The sequence below is a fragment of the Caballeronia sp. ATUFL_F1_KS39 genome, from assembly GCF_023630985.1.
Classification (GTDB): domain Bacteria; phylum Pseudomonadota; class Gammaproteobacteria; order Burkholderiales; family Burkholderiaceae; genus Caballeronia; species Caballeronia zhejiangensis.
The window spans coordinates 89,819-105,438 of the sequence record NZ_JALQDZ010000048.1; the positions used below are offsets into that span (position 1 = coordinate 89,819).

Genomic DNA, 15,620 nt, shown 5'->3' on the forward strand with positions numbered 1-15,620 from the left:
CGACTTCGGCACAATGCTTGCGCAGACACGAACTACGACCTTGCGCCATGCGACCCGCCGACCCGAACGTTTCTCCCGCCCTCGAATGCCGCCGCCTGACGAAAACCTACGGCAGCGGCCGCATCGTGCTCGACGCGCTCGACTTCGCGCTCGGCGCGGGCGAGTTCGTCGCGATCATGGGCGACTCGGGCGTCGGCAAATCGACGCTGCTCAATCTGATCGCGGGCCTCGACACCGCCGATAGCGGCGACGTGCTGATCGACGGCGCATCGATCTCGACGCTTCCCGACGACGCCGCCACGCGCCTACGCCGGCAAAAGCTCGGCTTCGTGTTCCAGGCGTTTCACGTCCTGCCGCATCTGACGCTGTATCAGAACGTCGCGGTGCCGCTGCTGCTGAACGGCATGCCGCCCGCGCCCGCGCGCGCCATGCTCGCGGCGGTCGGCCTCGACGGACGCGGCGACGACATGCCGCGCCAGCTTTCCGGCGGCGAGTTGCAGCGCGTGGCGATTGCGCGCGCGCTGGTGCATCGGCCGCGCCTCATTCTCGCCGATGAACCCACCGGCAATCTCGATCCGCAGACCGCGCACGAAGTGCTCGAATTGCTGCGCGCCGAAACCAAGGCGACGCGCGCCGCGACGGTGATGGTCACGCATTCCGAAGCGGCGGCCGCGTTCGCGGATCGCGTCGTGATTCTGCGCGACGGCGCCTTGCACGCCGCGACGCTCGCCCGATGAGCGATATCGCCGCCGGAAGCGGATTCGCCGACACGCTCACGCGCTGGCTGCTCGGCGCGCAATGGCGCAGCCATCGCGGACGCGCGCTCGTCGCCATGCTGACGATCGCGCTCGGCGTCGGGCTCGGTTATGCGGTGCAGCTCATCAACGGCGCGGCGTTCAACGAGTTTTCCGCCGCCGCGCGCAGCCTTTCCGGTCAAGCCGACTTGCAAGTGCGCGGCGCGCAGCCTTTCATCGACGAGAACGTTTATCCGCGGCTCGCGACGCGCGCGGGCGTGGCCGCCGCGAGTCCGGTGCTCGAACTCGATGTCGCCGTGCCCGGCAAGAACGCGCCGCTCAAGGTGCTCGGCATCGACGTGTTCCGCGCGAAGCGCATCGCGCCGGACCTGACCGGCGTGCCGTCGCCGGAAGCATCGTTCGATGTTCTCGCCGATGACGCGATCTTTCTTTCGCCCGCTGCGCTCGCCTGGCTCGGCGCGCGCGATGGCGGACGCATCGAATTGCAAAGCGGCACGTCGCCGGTGACGTTGCGCGTCGCGGGCGGCATCGCGCGAACGCGTCCCGGCCAGCGCATCGCGGTGATGGATATCGCCGCCGTGCAGAACCGCTTCGGCATGGCGGGCAAGCTATCGCGCGTCGATGTGCAACTCGCGCGCGGCGTCGATCGCGATGCGTTCCGCGAGACGCTGCAACGCGAACTCGGCGCGCGGCTCGTCGTGACCGGCACGCAGGATATCGAGAGCCGGACGGACCGGCTGTCGCGCGCGTATCGCATCAATATGAACGTGCTCGCGCTCGTCGCGCTGTTTACCGGCGCGTTTCTCGTGTTCTCGACGCAAGCCGCGGGCGTCGTGCGCCGTCGCGCGCAATTCGCGATGCTGCGCGTGCTCGGCATGACGCGCGCATCGCTCGTGCGGCAGATCATGCTCGAAGGCGCGCTGCTCGGCGTGGTGGGCGGCGTGCTCGGCATCGCGCTCGGCTTCACGGTCGCGGCGCTCGCGTTGCGCTTTTTCGGCAGCGATCTCGGCGGCGGATATTTTCCGGGCGTCGAGCCGCGCGTCGTCTTCGATCCGCTAGCGAGCGCGATCTTTCTCGCGCTGGGCATCGGCGTCGCGCTCGCGGGCACGCTCGTTCCCGCGCTCGAAGCGGCGCGCGCCCGGCCCGCGCCCGCGTTGAAGGCGGGCAGCGAAGAAGCCGCGCTCGCACCGCTCGGCACGCCGTGGCCCGCGCTCGCGTGCCTCGCGGCAGGCGCGGCGCTGACGCAGGCGCCGCCCGTTTTCGATGCGCCCATCGGCGGTTATCTCGCCGTCGCGCTGCTGCTCGTCGGCGGCATTGCGCTGATGCCGCGTGTCACGGCAATCGTGTTCCGCCGCGCGATGAAACCGCGCAACGCCGTCGCGACGCTCGCGCTCGCGCGTCTCGCCAATGCGCCCGGGCAGGCATCGATCGCGATGGGCGGCGTGCTGTCGAGCTTCACGCTGATCGTCGCGATGGCGATCATGGTGACGAGCTTTCGCGTGTCCGTCGAAGACTGGCTCGCGCATCTGCTGTCGGCGGATCTTTATGTGCGGATCGCATCGAGCGGCGACACGGGCGGCTTGCAGCCCGATCAGCAAACGCAGATCGCAGCAGTCGATGGCGTCGCGCACGCGGCGTTCACGCGCGCGACGAAGCTGACGCTCGATCCCGCGAAGCCGCCGGTCGCGCTGATCGCGCGCGAGCTCGACGCCGCCGATCCCGGCGCGACGTTGCAGATGACCGGCGATGCGTTGCCGCCATCCGCGTGGCGCGCGGGCGAAACGCCCGTCTGGGCCTCGGAAGCGATGGCCGATCTGTATGGCTATCGCGTGGGCGAGCGCGTGAGCTTGCCCGTCGGCGGCGCGGGCGAGCGCTTCGTCGTCGCGGGCATATGGCGCGACTACGTGCGGCAGACGGGCGCGCTGCAAATGCGTATCGCGGACTATCGGCGGCTGACCGGCGACACGGCCGCCACCGACATCGCCATTACGTTGCGCGCGGGTTCGGGCGCGGCGCAGGTCATCGACGCGATCAAAAAGCTGCCCTTCGGCGGCGCGCTCGAATTCTCGCAACCGGGCGAGATCCGCGCGCGCACGCTGACCATTTTCGACCGCAGTTTCGCCGTGACGTATCTGCTCGAAGCGGTCGCGATCGTCATCGGGCTGTTCGGCGTCGGCGCGACGTTTTCGATGCAGACGCTCGCGCGCTCGCGCGAATTCGGCATGCTGCGGCACGTCGGCGTGACGCGCGCGCAGATTCTCGGGCTGCTCGCTTCGGAAGCGGGCTGGCTCACGCTGCTCGGCATCGCGATGGGCTGCGTGCTCGGCTTCGCGATCAGCCTGATTCTCGTGTTCGTCGTGAATCCGCAGTCGTTTCACTGGAGCATGTCGCTGCACATTCCGTCGACGATGATCGCGGCGATCGCGTGCGTGATGATGGTGTCGTCGTGCGCGACGGCGGTGCTGTCGGGCCGGCGCGCCGTGTCGGTCGATGCGGTGCGCGCCGTGCGGGAGGACTGGTGATGCGCGCGCTGCTTTTCGCGTTGATGCTCATGTCGATGACCGCATTCGCCGGCGAGCCGAAGTTCGCGCCCGTCGCGCCCGGCCACGTCATCGACTGGCCGAAGGACAGCGGCGCGCATCCGCCGTATCGCACGGAATGGTGGTACGCGACCGGCTGGCTCGAGACGGCGGAGCACCAGCCGCTCGGGTTTCAGATCACGTTCTTTCGCTCGAACACCGGCAAGAAGCACGGCAAGAGCGCGTTCGATCCGTCGCAACTCGTCATCGCGCATGCGGCGTTGTCCGATCCCGCGTACGGGCGGCTCGCGCACGATCAGAACATCGCGCGGCAGGGCTTCGGTCTGGCGTACGCGAAGGAAGGCAACACCGACGTCAAGCTCGACACATGGCGCATGTCGCGCGCGGCGGACGGCAGCTACACGGTCATCGCCGATGCCGCCGGATTCGCGCTCCATCTCACCTTCACGCCGACGCAGCCGCCGATGTTCCAAGGCGAAGGCGGCTACTCGCGCAAAGGGCCGTCGCCGGAGCAGGCGAGCTATTACTACAGCGAGCCGCAGCTCAAGGTGACGGGCAGCGTCGTGCGGCCATCGTCATCGGGGAAGGAGAGCGCGAGCGTCGCCGTGACGGGCCGTGCCTGGCTCGACCACGAATGGTCGAGCACGTTGCTGCCATCCGATGCGGCCGGCTGGGACTGGCTCGGCGCGAATCTCGACGACGGCTCCGCGCTGATGGCCTTCAAGGTCCGCGCCCGCGACGGCCATTCGGTCTGGGCGCACGCCGCATTGCGCGACCGCGACGGCCGCACCCGACAATTCGGCCCCGGTGATGTGGAATTCACGCCCGAGCGCGAGTGGCGCTCGCCACGCACGAGCACGACGTATCCGGTGGCGATGAACCTGCGCGTCGGCGGCCTGCACTGGCGGCTGACTCCGCTCATCGACGATCAGGAACTCGACTCGCGCGATTCGACCGGCGCGCTGTACTGGGAAGGCGCGGTCACGCTCGACGGCGACGGCGGAAAAGGACGCGGATATCTCGAACTGACGGGATACGCAAAGACGATCGAGATCGAAAAGCGGTGAAGTGGCGGCATCCTCGTGCAACTGTAGCGAAACTTCGTACAAAAGCGTAAAAAGGGGCAGCTTAAGCTTCGTTTAAGAAAAGTCTCATAGTCTCGCTCGACACGCCTCCGCCGTCTCGCCTTTCCATGTCAGCGCGCCTTTTTGTCCGAAGATCCCCGACGATTTACCCGCTTTCGCGGCAGATCGAATGACGCGCGGGTTTTCCCGACGCTCGCGGCCCGCGCCGCGCCTTCTGATCCCTCGACCGATGCGCCCTAAGCGCGCGTCGCTCGATCCGCCTCCCGCCGATGCCTCTATCTTCTTCCAACGCCTTGCCCGGCAAGGCAGGCCGACTGCTTTTCACTTGCGCGATCGGTTCCATCTGTACGGTCGTGATCTGCAACGCGCTGCATCGTCCGACCGCGGCTTTGGCCGATAAGGACGAGGCGCCCGCGGTCTCGCTGCCCCAGCGCGCCGCGCCGAAAACGCCGCCCGCGCCGACACGCACCACTGAAAGCGCGACCGTCGACGAGACGTTCTCCGATGCCGCGCAAAGCCTCGGCATCGACCAAGGGACGATCGCGACGCTCACCGAAGCGTTCGCGAGCAACGTCGACATGCGGCGCGATCTCAGAAAAGGCGACACGCTCAGCGTGGTCTATGACCGTCCGCAAGGCAGCGCAACCGCCTATGACCCGCCGCTCGCCGTGCGTCTGACGAGCGGATCGTCATCGCACGACGTGTTCCTTTATCGCGATCCGAACGGCGAAACGCGCTATTACGCGAAGGACGGCAAGAGCACAAAACCCGCGTTCTCGCGCTATCCGGTTGCGTTCACGCGGGTATCGTCGGACTTCTCGCTGCGAAGGTTCGATCCGGTCGTGCATCGCTGGCAAAGTCACGACGGCGTCGATCTCGCCGCGCCCATCGGGACGCCGGTGCACGCGACGGCGCAGGGCAAGGTGACGTTTGTCGGCAGGCAGACGGGCTACGGCAAGGTCGTCATGCTGGAAAATCCGCCGCCGTATTCGACCGTCTACGCGCATCTTTCGCGTTTCGCGAAAGGCATCAGGACTGGCGGAACGGTGCAGCGCGGGCAGGTGATCGGCTATGTCGGCGAAACGGGTTGGGCGACCGGACCGCATCTGCACTACGAAGTGCACGTCGATGACGTCGCGATGGATCCGCTCACCGTCGATCTTCCCGGCGACGATCGTCTGCACGGCGAAGAACGCCAGCGATTCGCGAGGGAAGCGGAAGCGCTGAGCGCCGAGCTCAACGGCTGACGTTCAGACGGCGAGACCGGCCGATTCCCGCACGCCCGCCAGAACGCGGCGGCTCTTGCCTGCGCGCTTGGCTTCGTAGAGCGCGTTGTCGGCGTCGCGCAGCACGCCGTCGAGTTCGTCGTGATGATGATCGAACATCGCGACGCCGATGCTCACGCCGATCTCCAGCATCGCGCCGGCATCGGTGACGAAGGGCTTCGACAACTCGCGCACGATGACATCCGCGAGCGCGAGCGGATCGGCCTGCGGCGGCGTGACGATCACGAACTCGTCGCCGCCGAGCCGCGCGACCAGCGATCCTTCGCCCGACAGATGCCGCAAACGGCGCGCGACCAGCGCGAGCAGCGTATCGCCGATTTCGTGGCCGTGGGCGTCGTTGATGGCCTTGAAGCCGTCGAGATCGAGATAGAGCAGGGCGGTGTGCTCTGGCGCGCTCGACCGGACCGCCCGGAAAAGACCCGCGCGGTTGAGGAGCCCGGTCAGTTCGTCGTGGCGCGCGCGGCGATCGTTTTCCTGTTCTGCTTTCATCGTGGAGACGAGCATGCCGTTCAGACGCCACGCGGCGGCGCTCATCGCGAAAAGATAAAACGGGATTTGCAAAAGCGTGAGCCAGAGCGTCGGCTCGCCCGAGAGCACCGCGCCGATGCAGCACGGCCCGAGCGACAAAAAGATCATCACCGCGACGAGACGCGGCGCGCCGAAATTGCGGAAGCAGATGCCGCCGACCATCGCGGCGGCGGACAGAAACGACAGCGTCGCGGCGACCCAGTCGCCCGACAGCACGGAGACCAGCGCGCCGTAGCCGACGGTTGCGCCCCAAAGCGGCGCGAGAAGCACGTAGGTATCCGTCAGCGTCGATTTGCGCTCGCGCGCGCGGCGTCGCGCGACGACGAGCACGACGAGCCGCACGAGACACACGGCGATTTCGAGCGCGAGCCAGATGTGGAAAGCGGGCGTCGGATGGCGGCTGTCCAGCACCCACGCGACGGCGACCGTGTTCAGCACGCCGCCCGCGAATATCGGCAGCGTGCCGAACAGGCTTCCGACGAGTGCGACGCGGATCGCGCGGGGAATGTCGGCTCCCGCGTGCAGCAACCACGTCGCCGCACGTCCGCGCGGCAGGGTGAACACCTCAGTTTGTTGTTCCATATCGGGCTTTTCGCGTCACGGTCGGGCCGGACCACACTGCGGATAACGGTCGTTCGCATCGAAACTTTAGTAGGCCGCCGCTTAACAACGGCGCGCAATCGGTTGGGAATAGGCGATAAAAAATAGTTATTCGCGGCGTGTTCTTGACTTTTTGTCCGCTTCGCGCGCGCCCATATCCGCTCAGGGAATCCGTCCGAATCGCGCGAAACCTTACCACCTGCTGTCATGTAGGGCTTTATTGAGAACGATTCGCGTTTACGTTAGCTTCGCGACTCCTACGGAAGTGGAGCACGATTTATGGCTTACATGCACATACAGCCGGCATCGTCGAAGCGTTCTTCGACCTCGCCGCCGCCTTCGAATCTGCCTCTCGATGCTTACTGGCATCGGCGCGAACCCGCCGTCGCGCGTCCGGCGCCGCCCGAGCGCGAAGCCACCGGGCGCAGCCTGCTCGATCTCGCCATCGCCAACCGGCAGATGCTCGTGAACATGGCGCGCGGCGTCGTCGGTTGCGCGAGCCGTGCCGAGGACGTGGTGCATGACGTCTTCGTCAGTCTCATCGACTTGCCGCAGCAGGACGCCGTGCGTCAGCCGATGGGCTACATCGCGCGCATGGTGCGCAATGCGTCGATCGACGCGTGCAGGCGGCAAAGCCTCGAAAACATCTATCGCGCGGACGAGGAGGACGGCCTCGACGTGCCCTCGCACGAACTCTCGCCCGAAGCGCGCGCGCAGGCCCGCGACACGCTGCACCGCGTCTGCGATGCGCTCGCGCAGTTGCCCGAGCGCAATCGCGCCGCCTTCGAAATGGTGCGGCTGCGCGACGAGACGCTGCAAAGCGCGGCGCGCGCGCTGAACGTCTCGCAGACGCTCGTGCACTTCATGGTGCGCGACGCCCAGCAGCATTGCGCCGCTTGCCTCGACGCGCGCGAACGCAATGTCGCGTGTCCGGCGTTCGTCGGCGGTAAAAAAGCGCGCCGCTCATCCGTCTAGTCGATATAGGCCAACTCGCAGAGAGAGAGACATCACCATGTCGCAACAGCAGAACCACGCAGCCGACGATCTCGTCTACACGGTCGTCATCAACGACGAAGAGCAGTATTCGATCTGGCCGACGTTCCGCGACGTGCCCGCGGGCTGGCGCGAAGCCGGCAAGCGCGGCGCGAAGGCCGATTGCCTCGCGTACATCGAACAGGTCTGGACCGACATGCGCCCCGCGAGCCTGCGCCGTCACATGGACGCCATCGCCACACAAGCCCGCGCGAGCCTGAACTGATGAGCGCGCTCTCCGTGACCGCGCCCGCGCTCGCCGATCTGCGGATCGAGCCGGGCTTGCCGGTCGTCGTATCGCCGCGCGCGGGCGTCGATCTGTCGCTCGCCGATGCCGCGCCGCTGCTGCATTCGATCGTCGCGGAATCGCTCGAACGCGCGGGCGGCGTGCGCTTCACCGGCTTTCGCGTCGAGTCGATCGAGGCGTTCCAGCAATTCGCCGCGTCGTTCGGCGATCCGCTGATCGGCTACGAATTCGCCTCGACGCCGCGCAGCCAGGTCGAGGGCGCGGTGTACACGTCGACGGAATATCCGCCGCATCGCTCGATTCCGCTGCACAACGAGCAGTCGTACACGCGCGAATGGCCGATGCGCATCTGGTTCCACTGCGCGCTCGCGGCGCGTGCGGGCGGTGCGACACCGATCGCCGACAGCCGCGCGGTGTATCGCGCGCTCGGTCCGGCGCTCGTCGAACGCTTCGCGAAGCGCGAGCTGCTGTACGTGCGCAACTTCGGGCAAGGACTCGATCTGCCGTGGCAGAACGCGTTCGGCACGGACGATCCGCGCGAGGTCGAGCGCATCTGCGCGGCGCGCGGGATTGCCTGCGCGTGGCGCGACAGCGACGACGGCGAACTGCTGCTGCGCACGGAAGAGCGTTGTCAGGCGGTCGCGCGGCATCCGCGCACGGGCGACATGGTCTGGTTCAATCAGGCGAATCTCTTTCATCTTTCCGCGCTCGACGACGACATGCAGGAAGCGCTCGTCGATGCCGTCGGATTGGAAAACGTGCCGCGCAACGTCTTTTACGGCGACGGCGCGCCGCTCGAAGCCGATGCGCTCGCCGAGATCCGCGCGGTGCTCGACGAAAAGCGCATCGCATTTCCGTGGCTCACCGGCGACGTGCTGATGCTCGACAACATGCTGACCGCGCACGCGCGCGATCCGTTCGAAGGACCGCGCCGCGTCGTCGTGGCGATGGCGCAGAGTTACCGCGAGGCGCGATGACATTGTCCGTGGCGCTGCGCGCGCGTTCGTTGACGGTCGCCTATCGCGACGACGTCGTACTGGAAAACCTCGACATCGATATCGCCGAAGGGCGCGTCACCGCGTTATGCGGACCGAACGGCTGCGGCAAGAGCACGTTGTTGCGCACGCTCGCCGGTTTGCAGCCGGCGCGCGCGGGATCGGTCGACGTGAACGGCAAGCCGCTCGCATCGATGCGCCGCCGCGCGCTCGCCCGCACGCTCACCATGCTCGCGCAGTTCAATCAGATTCCGGCGGGACTCACGGTGCGCGAACTCGTCGCCTACGGACGCTACGCGCACGGCGGCTGGATGCGCGGTCTCACGCGCGCGGACCACGCGGCGATCGATGCGGCGCTCGACGCGAGCGGACTCGTCGACGATGCCGCGCGCGATGTCGCCGCGCTTTCCGGCGGCGAGCGTCAGCGTGCGTGGATCGCGATGGCGCTCGCGCAGGAAGCGCCGATCGTGCTGCTCGACGAGCCGACGACGTACCTCGACATCCATCATCAGCTCGACATCCTGCGGGAATTGCGGCGGCTCAATCGCGAGCGCGGACTCACGATCGTCTGGGTGCTGCACGACCTGAATCAGGCGGCGGCGTTCTCCGACGAAATCGTGCTGATGCGCGCGGGGCGTATCGTCGCGCAAGGCTCGCCCGAAGCGATGATCGATCCGCGTCATTTGCTGGAGACTTTCGGCGTTCGCATGCTGCGCGTCACGCATCCGCAGACGGGCGCGCCGATGTGCGTGCCCGCTTACGATGGCGTCGAAGAACGGAGCATCGCCGCATGACGACGCTCGCGACTCGCCGCCGCCTGCATCGCGCGCATTCGTTCTGGGCGCGCGTGTCGCTCGTCATCGATCTGATCGCCGGACGCCGAACGACATGACGACGCTCGCCACGGCAAACGCATCGCGGCATCGCGTGGCCGCGCCGAATCGCGCGGGCGCGATCGCGTGTGCGTTGATCGCGCTGATTCTCGCGCTGGCCGCGCTGCGTCTCTATCCCGAACTGCGCGCGTGGCTCGATGCGCCATCGGGCACGGATGCCGCGCGTCTCGCGCATGTCTTTCTCTTCGATCTGGGCGCGCCGCGCGTGGCCGCCGCGCTCGTCGCGGGCGGCTGTCTCGCGGTCGCGGGCACGCTCTTTCAGGCGCTGACGCGCAATCCGCTCGCCGCGCCCGATCTGCTCGGCATCACCGGCGGCGCGCAGCTCGGGCTGCTCGCGGCGATGATCGCGCCGGAGGTCGTCGGCGCGGCGTCGGTGCCGTTGCTGTTCGTCTGCGGGCTCGCGGCGGCGGGTTGCGTCGCGGCCGCGGCGGGCGGCTGGCGCGCGACGCCCTTGCGCCTCGTGCTCGCGGGCAGCGTGTGCATGCTGCTTTTTTCCGCGGTCTCGACGCTCTTGCTCGCGTTCTTCGAGCAGACGGTCGTCGGCGCGTCGCTGTGGGCGAGCGGCAGTCTGTATCAGCCCGGCGCGACGGGATTGATGTCGGCGCTGCGCTGGCTCGTGTTGCCGCTTCTCGCGCTGCCGTTCGTGATGCGCCCGCTCGATCCGTTCGCGCTCGGCGACGATGCCGCTGCCGCCGCCGGCGTGAACGTCGATGCGACGCGCCTCTTCGCGATGACGGTCGCGGTCGGCTTCGCGAGCGTCGCGGTGGCGATCGCGGGGCCGCTGTCGTACGTCGGGCTGATCGCGCCGAATCTGCTGCGTCACCTGCGCGGCGCCAAAGCGTCGAAGCTCGCGGCGCTCGTGCCGCTCTCCGCGCTCGCGGGCGGCGCGCTCGTGCTCGCGACCGACAGCGCCGTGCTCGCGCTCGATCTCGATTCGACCTTGTCGACGGGCGTCGCGATCGCGTTCGTCGGCGCGCCGCTGATGCTCGCGATGATCAGGAGCGGCGCGGCGTGGTCCGGCGCGCTGCACGCGGGCCAGGCGCGCGAATCGGCGCGGCGCGGCATGGGCGCGGTGCGGGCGTTGTCCGCGTGGCCGTCGCCTGCGCTCGCCGCTTTGCTCCTCGCCATCGGATGCGCGGTGCTCGCGATCGGCGCATCCATCGGTCCGACGATGCTCGGCCCCGCGCGCTGGATCGATGCGCTCGCGCACCGCGACGACATCGCCCGCATGCTGCTCGAACTGCGCGTGCCGCGTCTTTTGTGCGCGTTGCTCGCGGGCGCGCTGCTCGCATCGAGCGGCGTGCTGATGCAGAGCATCGTGCGCAATCCGCTCGCCGGACCGGAAGTGCTCGGCGTGACGCAAGGCGCGGGTCTCGCGACGCTCGCCGCGCTGATGATCTGGCCGCTCGCCGGGCATCTCTTTCTCGCGGCGGCCGCGTTGACCGGCGGCGGCGCGACGCTCGGCATCACGCTGCTTTTCAATCGGCGGCATCGATACGCGCCGCTCGCGGTGGCGCTGACGGGCATCGTCATCGGCACGTTATGCACGACGCTCGCGCAATGGCTCATCACGCAGCAGAGCGTGCAGCCGGCGCGTTTTGTCGTGTGGCTCGTCGGCGGCACGTATGGGCGAAGCCGGGGCGAAGTCGCGACGATCCTGCCGTGGTGCGCGCTCGCGCTGCCGGTGCTGGCGTTGCTCGCGCGTCCGCTCGATTTGCTCGCGCTCGGCGACGAACAGGCGCTGGCGCTCGGCCTGCCGATCGCGCTCCTGCGTCCGCTCGTGCTCACGGTCGCGACGCTCGCCGCGTGCGCGGCGGTGGCGGCGGTCGGGCCGGTCGGCTTCATCGGCCTGATGGCGCCGCATCTCGCGACGATGCTCGGCGCGCGCACGCACGGCACGCGGCTCTGGCTCGCGGCATTGCTGGGCGCGCTCGTGCTCGCCGCCGCCGATCTCGCCGCGCGCACCCTGCTCGCGCCGCGCGAGATTCCGGCGGGCGTGCTGACCGCGCTGATCGGCGCGCCTTACATGCTGGCGCTGCTCGTCATCGAAACGCGTCGCGAGAAGGGTCGCGCGCGATGACAGAGCAAGCGCGTTCCTTCGCTGAATTCGCGCCGCCCGAGCTTGCGCCGTATCTGCAGAACGTGTGGCTCGGCAAGCCGGACGACGATGCACAACGCATCGCGCTGACATCGCTCGCCGATCATCGCGATGCATTGCTCGCCGCGATGATCGCGCTCTATGGCGGCGATGCCGCGCTTCATGCGCGCGCGCTGCTGTCGCAATGGAGCAAGTACTACTTCGGCCTCGCGGCGCCCGCGGGCGTGGCGGCGGCGAGGCTGCTCGGGCGTCCGCTCGATATGTCGCCCGAACGCACGCATCTCGTGCTGAAAGAGGGCATGCCCGCCGCGCTTCATTTCGATGCCGATGCATTGCGCGCACCCGATGCCGATCCCGCGCGCCGCTATGCGAGTCTCGTCGCGCATCTGGACAGCGTGATCGGCATGATCGCGGGCATGACGAAGATCGCACCGCGCGTGCTGTGGAGCAACGCGGGCAACGTGCTGGACTATTTGCTCGCGAATTGCCGGTCGATTTTCAGCGATGCCGATATCGACGCGGCCTGGCTCTTTCGCGCCGGCGATGCGAATCCGCTGCGCACGCCGATCCGCGATGCGACGCCGCGATCGACGCTTCTGCCCAACCCGTTTCGCGCGCGCCGCGTATGCTGCGTGCGCTATGAGATTCCCGGAGAGACGCAACTGTGCGCAAGCTGCCCGCTGCTTTTGACGATGCGCGACGAAGAACTCGCTTTGCAAGACGCCATCTCTCGATAGCGCTTGGAGCGTGTCTGTGCATCGCGTTCTCCGGTCAGCGCGCGCTCGCCTGCGCGCCGCTCGCCGGCAATCCGACCGTGTCGCAATTCAGCAAGACGATGCCTGCGCGCCCGTTGCGCATCGTCGTGCTCGAATTCATGTTCGCCGAAGACGTGGCCGCGCTCGACATGACGCCCGTCGGTGTCGTCGATCCCGAGTATTACGACGGCTGGATCGGCTACGACAGCGCGCGCTTCGAAGGCGTGCCGGCGGTCGGCACGCGTCAGGAACCGAGTCTGGAAGCGATCGCATCGACGCGGCCGGATCTGATCATCGGCGTGGGTTATCGACATGCGCCGATTTTCGCGGCGCTGGATCGCATCGCGCCGACGGTGCTGTTTCAATTCAGCCCGGATGTGCAGAACGGCAAAGCCGACGGCGCGCGCACGCAGCTCGAATGGACGCGCAGCATCTTTCACACGATCGCGTGCATGACAGGACGCGAAGAGCAGGCGCGCATCGCCGATGCCAAGCTCGATGCGGGACTGGCTCGCGATGCCGCGCGTCTGAAGGAAGCGGGTTTGACGGGCACGCGCTTCGCGCTGTTGCAAGACCTCGGCCTGCCCGACCGATACTGGGCTTATACGGGTAACAGCACGGCGGCGGGCGTCGCGCGTGCGCTCGGCGTTCATCTGTGGCCTGAAAAGCCCACGCGCGAAGGCACGGTGTATGTGACGTCGGCGGACTTCCTGAAGCGGCCGGATGTGGCCGTGCTGTTCGTGACGACATCGAATGCGGCGACGTCCGTCGATGCCACACTCGATTCGCCGATATGGCGCTTCGTGCCCGCGAAGAAGGCACAGCGCGTGACGCTCGTCGAACCGAATATCTGGGGATTCGGCGGGCCGATGTCGGCGTTGAAGCTCGGCGACATGATTACCGAAAAGCTGCTTGCGTTGCCGAAGCATTGAAAAAACGGGGCCTTGCGCCCCGTTCATCGTTCAACCCGATGTGCCATTCGCCTGAACGTCGAGCGTTGCCGCTCTCACGCCGCCGCCGCGCGTCTCGTTCACGACCATTCCGTTCTCCAGCTTCAGCACGCGATCCGCGATGGAGAAGTAGCGGTCGTCATGCGTCACGACGATGACAGTCTTGCCACGCGCACGCAACTCCGGCAACAACTGCTCGTAGAACACCGCTTTGAATGCCGGGTCCTGATCGGCGGCCCATTCATCGAAGAGATAGAGCGGACGGTCTTCGAGATACGCGACCACCAGCGCAAGCCGTTTGCGCTGACCTGTGGAAAGCGAGCGCGTCGAGAACGCGCCATCGACGACCTTCACCTTGTGGTCCAGCGACAGCTTCGCGACGAGCGCATTCGCGCGGGCATCCGCGGCCGCGCGCGATGCATCGTTCGGATCGACGATGCCGAGCAGCGCATCGAACAGATGGAAGTCGTTGAACACGGCAGTGAAACGCTCGCGATATGCAGCGCGATTCGTTGCATCGACCGCGACGCCATCGACTTCGATCACGCCCGATTCAGGCTCATAAAGCCCTGTAAGCACTTTCGCAAGCGTGGTCTTGCCGCTGCCGTTTCCGCCGACGATGAACACGAGTTCACCCGGCCTGAACGTCAGATCGACGGGACCGATGCGGAACATGCGCTCGTCGCGTTCATGGAAATACGAGTGCGCGACGCCGCGCATGGTGAGCGTGTGAAAGCCCGCATCATCGGCGGAGGAAACAGAAACAGAAGACACGCGCAGACTGCCGAACTCCGCCATCACCTTCTCGATGCGCGCCAGCGAAACGCGCGCCGCGTTCAGCGTGGGAATGTTGTTGAGCAGACCATCGAGCGGCACCAGCATGAACAGAAACACGACAACGTAGCCTGCTGTCGCGCCCGCATCCGCGCGCACGCCGAGCGATGGCCAGAACGCCGCAGCACCGAGAAAGCCGTAGAACAGAAAGATGATCCAGCCCACGCCGATCGCATAGGCGCTGAACGCGCGCCGCCGATGATCGCGCACTTCGCCGATTGCCGCGCCGAGTTGTCCATCGACGAACTGCTGCGAGCGCGCGCGATGCAGCTTCAATTCCTTCGCGCCCGCAAAGAGCGCGCCGAGATAGCCGAACAGCTTGTCCTGCGATTGCCCGGCCGCTTCGAGCGAAGCGATCGCGCGCTTGTCGCCGAGGTGATAGCCGAGCGATCCGGTGATGATCGCCGCGAGCGCGAGCAGGCAAACCGGCCACGACAGCCACGCGAGATAGCCGAGGCAGCCGAACACGATCGATCCGTGCATCACGATGTTCGGCAACGCGAAGAAGAGCATGGAGACATTGGTGGCGTCGTCGGTCAATACGGACTGAACGGGCGCCGCGCCGATGCGCTCGACATCGCGCAACTCCGCCGCTGCCACGCGCCGCGCGACATGCTCGCGCAGTTGCGCCATCGTGTCCTGCGAGAGCCGCGCGAACAGCACGCCCGATACGACGCGCGTGAAGAGCGCGATGACCGCGCACAACGCAAAGCGCCAGGCGAGCGCGCCATCGGCGGATGAAGGCGTCGATAGCGCGCGATTGAGCGTCGCGACGAGCATCACGCTCGCGATGCCGTTCATCACGCAGGCGACGAGCGCCACCGCGAATGCGCCGCGCGAGCGCTTGAGCAGCGCGAGGATGAGGCGCGCAGCGGGCTTCTGCGTGGCGGAAGAATCTAAAGGCTCGTGGATAGCAGTCATTGGCAGGGCATCACTGAACTGAAGTCGGAAAGCGGCGCTGAACGCACCTCTACATAGAGACGTTTCAGCACGACGAATCTTTAGCGCATGAAAAGCGGTAA

The 15,620-nt window shown here is 67.2% G+C and carries 13 protein-coding genes; 11 read left to right on the forward strand and 2 right to left on the reverse strand.

The window, feature by feature from the left end:
• Window positions 1-47 precede the first annotated feature (47 nt).
• The 4 genes from NCR93_RS25025 to NCR93_RS25040 all read left to right on the forward strand — a co-directional run bounded on the left by NCR93_RS25025 (window position 48) and on the right by NCR93_RS25040 (window position 5,627).
• Window positions 48-737 carry an ABC transporter ATP-binding protein gene (locus tag NCR93_RS25025; protein WP_008347621.1) on the forward strand — a complete coding sequence of 230 codons (690 nt, stop codon included), beginning with the start codon at window positions 48-50 and terminating at the stop codon, window positions 735-737.
• Window positions 734-3,277, forward strand: a complete 2,544-nt coding sequence (locus NCR93_RS25030; RefSeq protein ID WP_175980545.1) for an FtsX-like permease family protein — start codon at window positions 734-736, stop codon at window positions 3,275-3,277. The genes NCR93_RS25025 and NCR93_RS25030 overlap by 4 nt, the downstream gene beginning before the upstream one ends.
• Window positions 3,277-4,362: a lipocalin-like domain-containing protein gene (locus NCR93_RS25035; RefSeq protein WP_175980547.1), complete on the forward strand. Its 1,086-nt coding sequence runs from the start codon at window positions 3,277-3,279 to the stop codon at window positions 4,360-4,362. The genes NCR93_RS25030 and NCR93_RS25035 overlap by 1 nt, the downstream gene beginning before the upstream one ends.
• Before the next feature lie 287 nt (window positions 4,363-4,649).
• A complete protein-coding gene (locus NCR93_RS25040; protein WP_239294882.1) occupies window positions 4,650-5,627 on the forward strand; it encodes a peptidoglycan DD-metalloendopeptidase family protein in 978 nt (325 codons plus the stop codon).
• Window positions 5,628-5,630: 3 nt separating this feature from the next.
• On the opposite strand, the gene NCR93_RS25045 is transcribed toward NCR93_RS25040, so the two are convergent.
• A complete protein-coding gene (locus NCR93_RS25045) occupies window positions 5,631-6,776 on the reverse strand; it encodes a GGDEF domain-containing protein (protein ID WP_175980549.1) in 1,146 nt (381 codons plus the stop codon).
• A 297-nt stretch (window positions 6,777-7,073) separates the two neighbouring features.
• On the opposite strand from NCR93_RS25045, the gene NCR93_RS25050 reads away from it, so the two are divergent.
• The 7 genes from NCR93_RS25050 to NCR93_RS25080 all read left to right on the forward strand — a co-directional run bounded on the left by NCR93_RS25050 (window position 7,074) and on the right by NCR93_RS25080 (window position 13,746).
• A complete protein-coding gene (locus NCR93_RS25050) occupies window positions 7,074-7,769 on the forward strand; it encodes an RNA polymerase factor sigma-70 (RefSeq protein ID WP_008347629.1) in 696 nt (231 codons plus the stop codon).
• A 37-nt stretch (window positions 7,770-7,806) separates the two neighbouring features.
• Window positions 7,807-8,052: an MbtH family protein gene (locus NCR93_RS25055; protein ID WP_008347630.1), complete on the forward strand. Its 246-nt coding sequence runs from the start codon at window positions 7,807-7,809 to the stop codon at window positions 8,050-8,052.
• The gene (locus NCR93_RS25060) at window positions 8,052-9,050 is read left to right on the forward strand and encodes a TauD/TfdA family dioxygenase (RefSeq protein WP_008347633.1); all 999 of its coding nucleotides are present in this window, start codon (window positions 8,052-8,054) and stop codon (window positions 9,048-9,050) included. Before NCR93_RS25055 ends, NCR93_RS25060 begins: the two co-directional genes overlap by 1 nt.
• Complete coding sequence (locus tag NCR93_RS25065) at window positions 9,047-9,862, forward strand: ABC transporter ATP-binding protein (RefSeq protein ID WP_175980551.1); 816 nt, start codon at window positions 9,047-9,049, stop codon at window positions 9,860-9,862. Before NCR93_RS25060 ends, NCR93_RS25065 begins: the two co-directional genes overlap by 4 nt.
• A gap of 94 nt (window positions 9,863-9,956) precedes the next feature.
• Entirely contained in the window at window positions 9,957-12,041 is a 2,085-nt protein-coding gene (gene fhuB, locus NCR93_RS25070) for a Fe(3+)-hydroxamate ABC transporter permease FhuB (protein ID WP_175980553.1), read from the forward strand.
• Entirely contained in the window at window positions 12,038-12,796 is a 759-nt protein-coding gene (gene fhuF / locus NCR93_RS25075; protein ID WP_175980555.1) for a siderophore-iron reductase FhuF, read from the forward strand. The genes fhuB and fhuF overlap by 4 nt, the downstream gene beginning before the upstream one ends.
• Window positions 12,793-13,746 (forward strand): ABC transporter substrate-binding protein, encoded by a 954-nt coding sequence (locus NCR93_RS25080; protein WP_051996440.1) that lies wholly within the window; start codon window positions 12,793-12,795, stop codon window positions 13,744-13,746. Before fhuF ends, NCR93_RS25080 begins: the two co-directional genes overlap by 4 nt.
• Window positions 13,747-13,776: 30 nt before the next feature.
• Here NCR93_RS25080 and NCR93_RS25085 read toward each other — a convergent pair whose 3' ends face one another.
• The gene (locus NCR93_RS25085; RefSeq protein ID WP_175980557.1) at window positions 13,777-15,519 is read right to left on the reverse strand and encodes a cyclic peptide export ABC transporter; all 1,743 of its coding nucleotides are present in this window, start codon (window positions 15,517-15,519) and stop codon (window positions 13,777-13,779) included.
• Window positions 15,520-15,620 lie beyond the last annotated feature (101 nt).

Bases quoted from the DNA above. Each gene is read 5' to 3' on its own strand.
- NCR93_RS25025 (WP_008347621.1), top strand. From the start codon at position 48: ATGCGACCCGCCGACCCGAACGTTTCTCCCGCCCTCGAATGCCGCCGC.
- fhuF (WP_175980555.1), top strand. From the start codon at position 12,038: ATGACAGAGCAAGCGCGTTCCTTCGCTGAATTCGCGCCGCCCGAGCTT.
- NCR93_RS25060 (WP_008347633.1), top strand. From the start codon at position 8,052: ATGAGCGCGCTCTCCGTGACCGCGCCCGCGCTCGCCGATCTGCGGATC.
- NCR93_RS25030 (WP_175980545.1), top strand. From the start codon at position 734: ATGAGCGATATCGCCGCCGGAAGCGGATTCGCCGACACGCTCACGCGC.
- NCR93_RS25085 (WP_175980557.1), bottom strand. From the start codon at position 15,519: ATGACTGCTATCCACGAGCCTTTAGATTCTTCCGCCACGCAGAAGCCC.
- NCR93_RS25055 (WP_008347630.1), top strand. From the start codon at position 7,807: ATGTCGCAACAGCAGAACCACGCAGCCGACGATCTCGTCTACACGGTC.
- NCR93_RS25050 (WP_008347629.1), top strand. From the start codon at position 7,074: ATGGCTTACATGCACATACAGCCGGCATCGTCGAAGCGTTCTTCGACC.
- NCR93_RS25065 (WP_175980551.1), top strand. From the start codon at position 9,047: ATGACATTGTCCGTGGCGCTGCGCGCGCGTTCGTTGACGGTCGCCTAT.
- NCR93_RS25035 (WP_175980547.1), top strand. From the start codon at position 3,277: ATGCGCGCGCTGCTTTTCGCGTTGATGCTCATGTCGATGACCGCATTC.
- NCR93_RS25040 (WP_239294882.1), top strand. From the start codon at position 4,650: ATGCCTCTATCTTCTTCCAACGCCTTGCCCGGCAAGGCAGGCCGACTG.
- fhuB (WP_175980553.1), top strand. From the start codon at position 9,957: ATGACGACGCTCGCCACGGCAAACGCATCGCGGCATCGCGTGGCCGCG.
- NCR93_RS25045 (WP_175980549.1), bottom strand. From the start codon at position 6,776: ATGGAACAACAAACTGAGGTGTTCACCCTGCCGCGCGGACGTGCGGCG.